Origin of the sequence: Erythrobacter sp. CCH5-A1 (assembly GCF_001557115.1) — a bacterium.
GTDB lineage: Bacteria > Pseudomonadota > Alphaproteobacteria > Sphingomonadales > Sphingomonadaceae > Erythrobacter.
Window position 1 is genome coordinate 1 of record NZ_LSKQ01000129.1, and the last position, 378, is coordinate 378.

Consider the following 378-nt stretch of genomic DNA (forward strand, 5'->3'; position numbering starts at 1 on the left):
CAAAAGTGCCGAACGAAAATTCCCCAGTTTGAGGTGAGCGCCAATTCGCTCCGGGGCTAGCCCCGGAGCGAATTGGCAACGACCCACACGGATCACCCCTATGCTTCCCGGATCGACGGGAGGCGTGGCTGGTGATCAGACTTGAGAAAATTGTCATGATCCATGACTTGAAGCGGCAGGGACTGTCGGTGTCCGCGATTGCGCGGCAGACGGGCCTTGACCGCAAGACGGTACGCAAACACCTGGCCGGCGGCGTGAAGGCGCCGGTCTACAAGCCCCGGCCACCGCGTCCGCGTGAGCTGGAAGCCTCACACGGGACACCCGCGATCGACGACGACTTCGGGTTGGGAGACTGATCATGCTCTCGGTCGCATCGGT

Annotated in this window: 1 pseudogene; it reads left to right on the forward strand. The window is 62.2% G+C overall.

The window, feature by feature from the left end:
- Positions 1–155: 155 nt before the first annotated feature.
- Positions 156–293 (forward strand): annotated as a pseudogene (locus AX708_RS20800) (IS21 family transposase); the annotation flags it as partial.
- Positions 294–378 lie beyond the last annotated feature (85 nt).